This window comes from Roseateles sp. P5_D6, assembly GCF_054049415.1.
Genome location: NZ_JBFUMK010000048.1, coordinates 1 through 6,189, shown reverse-complemented (window position 1 = coordinate 6,189; position 6,189 = coordinate 1). Strand labels below are relative to the sequence as shown.

The window sequence follows — 6,189 nt, the reverse complement described above, 5'->3', positions numbered from 1 at the left end:
AGCTTGGCAAAGAACTCGAAGGCCGCGTCGGCCTTGAGCTTGGCCAGCTCCATCGGGCTGCCGCCCTGGAACCAGGGGCGCTCGAAGGTGGCGCCGCCGAACGGGTCCAGGCCGGTCCAGACGAAGTTGTGCCAGTAGCACACGGCAAAGCGCAGGTGATCCTCCATGCGCTGGCCCAGGACGATGCGGTCCTTGTCGTAGTGCTTGAAGGCCAGGTCATTGGGGCTGTCGGCGCCCTCGAAGCGGATCGGGGCGATGGCGTGGAAATAGCTCGTCATAACTCGGGGGTCAGGCACCGCGCAGGCGGCGGTAGAGGTCACGGAAACGCGCCAGGCGGGGAGCCAGGCGGGCATGGCGTTGGGGATCGGGAGAGAAGAGGGCCGCCACGGGCGGGCGGGTGCAGACGGTCTCGACAGCACCCCCGGTGGCCAACCAGCCCAGGCGTGCCGCGCCGAGCGCGCCGCCGGCTGCGCTGCCGGTGTGCAGGACGATGTCGACCTGGAGTGCGTCGGCGATCAGCTGGGCCCAGAAACGGCTGCGCGAGCCGCCGCCCACCAGCGACAGCTGGTGCACCTCGGTGCCTGCCGCCCGCAGCGCGTCCAGCCCGTCGGCCAGCCCGAAGGCCACGCCCTCGAGCACGGCATAGGTGCAGTCGGCGCGATTCGTCTGCGCCTTCAGGCCATGGAAGACGCCGGCTGCAAACGGGTCGTTGTGCGGCGTGCGCTCRCCGGCSAGGTARGGCAGGAAGATCGGCGCGTGGTCTGAGGYGCTGACTGCGCTGTCATTTGATGAAAGTTCAGCCAGCAAGGTGGYTTCATCGGCGCCGACGAGCTGGCAGAACCAGCGCAGGCARCTGGCSGCSGACAGCATCACGCTCATCTGGTGCCAGCGTGCGGGAAGCGCATGGCAGAAGGCRTGCACGGCCGAGGCCGGGTTGGGCCGGTAGCGGTCGTTGACGACGAAGAGCACGCCCGAGGTGCCCAGCGAGATGAAGCCRTCMCCKGGCTGCGTGGCGCCGATGCCGATGGCGCTGGCCGCGTTGTCGCCGGCGCCACCGGCGACGACCACCTCCGCGCCCAGGCCCCAGGCCTTGGCGAGTTCGGGCTTGAGCACGCCGCTGGGCTGGCTGCTCTCGACCAGGCGSGGCATYTGCGCGCGCGTCAGGCYGCAGGCGCCGAGCAGTTCGTCGGACCAGTCGCGCCGGGCCACGTCCAGCCACAGGGTGCCGGCGGCGTCCGACGGGTCGGAGACCTTGTCGCCGGTCAGCTGCAGGCGCAGCCAGTCCTTGGGCAGCAGCACGCTGGACACGCGCGCGAAGACTTCGGGCTCGTGCTTCTTGACCCACAGCAGCTTCGGCGCGGTGAAGCCGGGCATGGCGAGGTTGCCGGCGATGTCGTGCAGGCGCGGCGCGGTGGTTGTCAGCTCGTCGCACTCGGCGTGGCTGCGGCCGTCGTTCCACAGGATGGCCGGGCGCAGCACGGCGTCGTCAGCGCCCAGCAGCACCGCGCCATGCATCTGGCCGGACAGGCCGATGCCGCGCACGGCGGCAAAGGCCATCGGATGGGCGGCGCGCAGCTTGGCAACGGCGGCCTCGGTGGCCTGCCACCAATCGCTCGGCGCCTGCTCCGACCACAGCGGCTCAGGCGCCGACAGCGTCAGCGCGCTGCCTGCCGTGCCGACGATGTGGCCTTCACCGTCAAGCAGCAGCAGCTTGACTTCGGAGGTGCCGAGATCGATGCCGAGGAACATCAAGCGGACTCCTCGCTGATGCTCTCGCCCACAGCCGTCACCGCGCCGGGCAGGGTAGGCCGGGTCAGGCGGTAGCGGGCCAGCGCGGCCGCGCCGACGGCGACGGCATTGGCGCCGAACAACGAGGTGCGCACGCTCGGCGGTGGCAGGCTGGCCGCTGCGGCGTAGTCGAGCAGCGTGTCCAGCGCTGGCTTCAGGAAGGGCTCGCCCAGTTCGACGACCGAACCGCCCAGCACGATGCAGGCGGGGTCGTAGGCGGTGGCCAGGTTCTGCAGCAGCACGCCGAGATAGCGGCCGGCGGAACTCACAGCCTTCAGCGTGTGCGCGTCCTCGTCGACGAGATGGGCGCGTACTTCGGCCAGCGAGCGCAGTGTCGTGCCATCCTCACTGCCGCCGAGCATGGCGCGCGTCGCGATCAATGCTTCGGCGCAGCCGCGTCGGCCGCAGGAGCAGCGTGGTCCATTGAGCTGCAGCACCATGTGGCCCACCTCACCGGCGAAACCGCGGCTGCCGGTCAGCAGGCGGTCGCCGACGATGACGCCGGCGCCCAGGCCCTGGTTGATGGACACATACAGCAGCGGGTCCGACGTCGGCGCGGAGTTGAACTCCATTTCGCCCAGGGCCGCCACATCGGCTTCGTTCTGTATGAAGAGGGGTGCGCCAGCGAGCGAAGTGTCTTGCAGCTTTTCGCTGAGCAGGGCACCAAAGGGAATATCGCGCCAGCCCAGATTGGGCGCGAAGTGCAGCACGCCGCGCGCCTCGTTGACGCCACCGGGCAGGCCCACGCCGATGCCCAGGATCTGCTGGCCGGCATCCAGCTGCTTGCGCAGCTTGAGCAGCGCCGTGGCGAGGCTGGCGATGCAGGCCTTGGCTGTGCGGTTGGCGCTGTAGTGGGCGACGGTCCAGGCCAGCACCTCGCCGGTCAGCGAGGTGGCGACGACGCGCACGGATTCGATGCCGACCTCGGCGCCGAGCAGCACCAGCCGGGCGGGATCGATGAAGAGGGGGGTGGGGCGGCGGCCCAGGTCGCCGGTCGCGACGACCTCGCGTTCGGCCAGCCAGCCTTCAAGAATCAGTTCGCGCACCAGCAGGCTGACGGTGGACTTCGTCAAGCCGACGGCCACGGCCAGGTCGGCACGCGACAGCCCCGGATTGGCACAGAGATGTCGCACCAGCGCCATGCGATTGATGACCTTGAGCAGCTGTTGGCTGCTTGCGGCTTCGGCCTGCATTTGTCTCCTAGTCCTGCCCATGCTTTTGACGGGCTTGGTGCCATATTAGTTCGGCCGTCGTACGAAGTAAATACGGTAAAAGCCCCTAGCGCGACACAGCCCGACTCGCCGAAGATCGCGCCGCCCACCGGTCCTGTGGTGAGGCTCCATAAAAACTGGCCCAGAGACAGCCATGTCCGATCCCTCCATCCGCAAGATCGTCATCGTTGGCGGCGGCACCGCCGGCTGGATGGCGGCTGCGCCGCTGGCTCAACGCTTTGCGCAGGCCGGCCAGGGCGCCTGCGAGATCGTGCTGATCGAGTCGCCCGACATCGGCACGATCGGCGTCGGCGAGGCCACGCTGCCGCCCATCCGCGCCTACAACCAAACTTTGGGCCTGGACGGCGCCGAGTTCGTCAAGCGCACCCAGGGCAGCTTCAAGCTCGGCATCGAGTTCCGCGACTGGGGCCACGTCGGCCACCGCTTCTTCCATGGCTTCGGGGACTTCGGCCCGGCCATCGACGCGCGCGCGCCCTGGCAGCACTGGCTGCGCTTGCAGCGCCAGGTGGACGGGCTGCCCAGCTACGAGGACTGGTCAACGTCCACCGTCATGGCCAGGCGCAACCGCTTCACGCCCCCCGAGGGCGGGGCGCCGTCGGCGGCCAATGCCTATTCCTTCGCCTACCACTTCGACGCCGGCCTGTACGCCGCCTTTCTGCGCGAGTACGCGATGGCGCGCGGTGCCCAGCGCATTGAAGGGCTGATCGTCGATGTCGAGCTGCGTCCCGAGGACGGTTTCGTCGCCGCGGTCAAGCTCAAGGACGGCCGCCGCATTGATGGCGATCTCTTCGTCGACTGCTCGGGTTTCCGTGCGCTGCTGATCGGCGGCGCGATGCAATCGCCCTTCGAGGACTGGAGCGCGCTGCTGCCTTGCAACAGCGCCCAGGCCGTGCCGAGCGAACGTGTCGAGCCGCTGACGCCCTACACGATGTCGACCGCCAAGGCGGCGGGCTGGCAGTGGCGCATTCCGCTGCAGCACCGCACCGGCAATGGCCATGTCTATTGCAGCCAGTTCATCAGTGACGATGAAGCCGCCAGCACGCTGCTGGCCGGGCTGGACAGCAAGGCGCTGGACACGCCGCGCCAACTGCGCTTCACCACTGGCCGGCGCAAGCAGGGCTGGGTCAGGAACGTCGTCGCCATCGGCCTGGCTTCAGGCTTTCTGGAACCGCTGGAGTCGACCAGCATCCAGCTCATCATGGACGGCGTCGGTCGCCTCATCCAGTTCTTCCCGGACAGGCAGTTCAAGCCCCACCTGGCGGCCGAGTTCAACCGGCGCATGGCCCTGCAGTACGAGTCCATCCGCGACTTCATCGTGCTGCACTACAAGCTGACCGACCGACGCGACGCCGAGCTGTGGCGCTACTGCGCGGCCATGCCGATCCCGGACACGCTGGCCCACCAGATCGAGCTCTTTCGCAGCGCGGGCCGTGTCGCCATCCTCGACCCCGACGGCTTTGCCGAGCCGTCGTGGGTGTCGCTCTTCTTCGGCCTGGGCCTGCGGCCCGAGAGCTACGACCCCTTCGTCGACCACATCGACCCCGAGGCCCTGCTGCAGCACTTCGTGCGCCTGCGCCAGGCCATCACACACACCGTGGGCGGCATGCCCGAACACGGCGACTACGTCGCGCGCCACGTCAAGGCGCCTTCAGCCTAGGAGACCCGACAGACCAACCAAGCAAGAGGGGCCGGCGCACCCGCCGGCCGACCGGAGACAACAAGGAAGATTGATTCATCATGAAGTTCACTGACGGACAGTGGATGCATCAGCCGGGCGTGGCCGCGCATTACGCGGCCGAGGCCTATGCGATCGAAGTCCACGAAGACCGCCTGGTCGTGCTCGCCACGACCCGCCCCATCAAGCACCGCGGCGACACGCTGCAAGGCCCGACGCTGACCGTGACGCTGAGCTCGCCGCTGCCCGGCGTCATCCGCGTCAGCGTCGAGCACTACACCGCATCCAGCGCGCCGCGCCTGCACATCCCCATGCCCGGCGCCGGCAAGCATCCAGTGCAGATCGACAACGGTGACACCCAGGCCACGCTGACCTCGGGCGCGATTTCTGTCGACGTCAAGAAGGGCGACGGCTGGAGCCTGACCTTCCGCGAAGGCGATCGCGTGCTGACCAAGAGCGACTGGCGCGGCCTGGGCTTCATCCAGTGGGCCGGCAAGGACGGCCTGGTGCGCCACCACGTCCACGACCAGCTGTCGCTGGGCGTGGGCGAGAACGTCTACGGCCTGGGCGARCGCTTCACGCCCTGGGTCAAGAACGGCCAGATCGTCGAGAACACCAACAAGGACGGCGGCACCGCCTGCGAGCAGGCCTACAAGAGCGTGCCCTTTTACCTGACCAACCGCGGCTACGGCGTGCTCGTCAACGAGGCCGGCCCCGTGTCCTTCGAGGTCGGCTCGGAGAAGGTCGCCCGCGTGCAGTTCAGCCGCGARGGCGAGAGCCTGGACTACTGCGTCATTGCCGGCCCCACGCCCAAGGAYGTCGTGGGCCGACTGACAGCGCTGACAGGCCGCGCCCCGCTGCCCCCGGCCTGGAGCTTCGGCCTGTGGATGACGACCTCGTTCACCACGCAATACGACGAGGCCACCGCCACCCACTTCATCGACGAGATGGCGCGCCGCGAGCTGCCGCTGGCCGTCTTCCACTTCGACTGCTTCTGGATGCGCGAGTTCCAGTGGTGCGACTTCGCCTGGGACCCGCGTGGCTTTCCCGAGCCCGAGGCCATGCTCAAGCGCCTGCACGCCAAGGGCCTCAAGATCAGCCTCTGGATCAACCCGTATGTGGCGCAGAAGTCGCCGCTGTTCGCTGAAGGCGTCAAGCACGGCTACTTCATCAAGAGAACCAACGGGCTGACCTTCCAGACCGACCAGTGGCAGCCCGGCATGGCCATCGTGGACTTCACGAACCCGGCCGCCAAGGCCTGGTACCAAAGCCACCTGCGTCGCCTGATCGCGCAAGGTGCGGACTGCTTCAAGACCGACTTCGGCGAGCGCATCCCCAGCGAAGGCGTGACCTACTTCGACGGCTCCGACCCCGTCGAGATGCACAACCTGTACGCGCTGCAATACAACCAGGCCGTCTTCGAGCTGCTCGAAGAAGTGCAGGGCAGCGACGCCATCGTCTTCGCCCGCTCCACCTACGCCTCGGGCCAGCGCT

At 68.3% G+C, this 6,189-nt stretch carries 4 protein-coding genes and 1 pseudogene; 2 read left to right on the top strand and 3 right to left on the bottom strand.

The window, feature by feature from the left end; genetic code table 11:
• The 3 genes and pseudogenes from ACXJKM_RS29985 to ACXJKM_RS29975 form a co-directional block, all read right to left on the bottom strand.
• Nucleotides 1–278, bottom strand: a pseudogene (locus ACXJKM_RS29985) (xylose isomerase); the annotation flags it as partial.
• 10 nt (nt 279–288) lie between these two features.
• Nucleotides 289–1,749 (bottom strand): xylulokinase, encoded by a 1,461-nt coding sequence (gene xylB, locus ACXJKM_RS29980; protein WP_457356656.1) that lies wholly within the window; start codon nt 1,747–1,749, stop codon nt 289–291.
• Nucleotides 1,749–2,981: an ROK family transcriptional regulator gene (locus ACXJKM_RS29975; RefSeq protein ID WP_056197278.1), complete on the bottom strand. Its 1,233-nt coding sequence runs from the start codon at nt 2,979–2,981 to the stop codon at nt 1,749–1,751. Before ACXJKM_RS29975 ends, xylB begins: the two co-directional genes overlap by 1 nt.
• Before the next feature lie 172 nt (nt 2,982–3,153).
• Here ACXJKM_RS29975 and ACXJKM_RS29970 point away from each other — a divergent pair, with 172 nt between their 5' ends.
• Nucleotides 3,154–4,677 (top strand): tryptophan halogenase family protein, encoded by a 1,524-nt coding sequence (locus ACXJKM_RS29970; protein ID WP_056197277.1) that lies wholly within the window; start codon nt 3,154–3,156, stop codon nt 4,675–4,677.
• 80 nt (nt 4,678–4,757) lie between these two features.
• A partial coding sequence (gene yicI, locus ACXJKM_RS29965; RefSeq protein ID WP_457356655.1) for an alpha-xylosidase occupies nt 4,758–6,189 on the top strand: 1,432 nt, incomplete at its 3' end.

Coding starts and splice junctions, on each gene's coding strand:
- ACXJKM_RS29975 (WP_056197278.1), bottom strand. CDS start 2,981: ATGCAGGCCGAAGCCGCAAGCAGCCAACAGCTGCTCAAGGTCATCAAT.
- ACXJKM_RS29970 (WP_056197277.1), top strand. CDS start 3,154: ATGTCCGATCCCTCCATCCGCAAGATCGTCATCGTTGGCGGCGGCACC.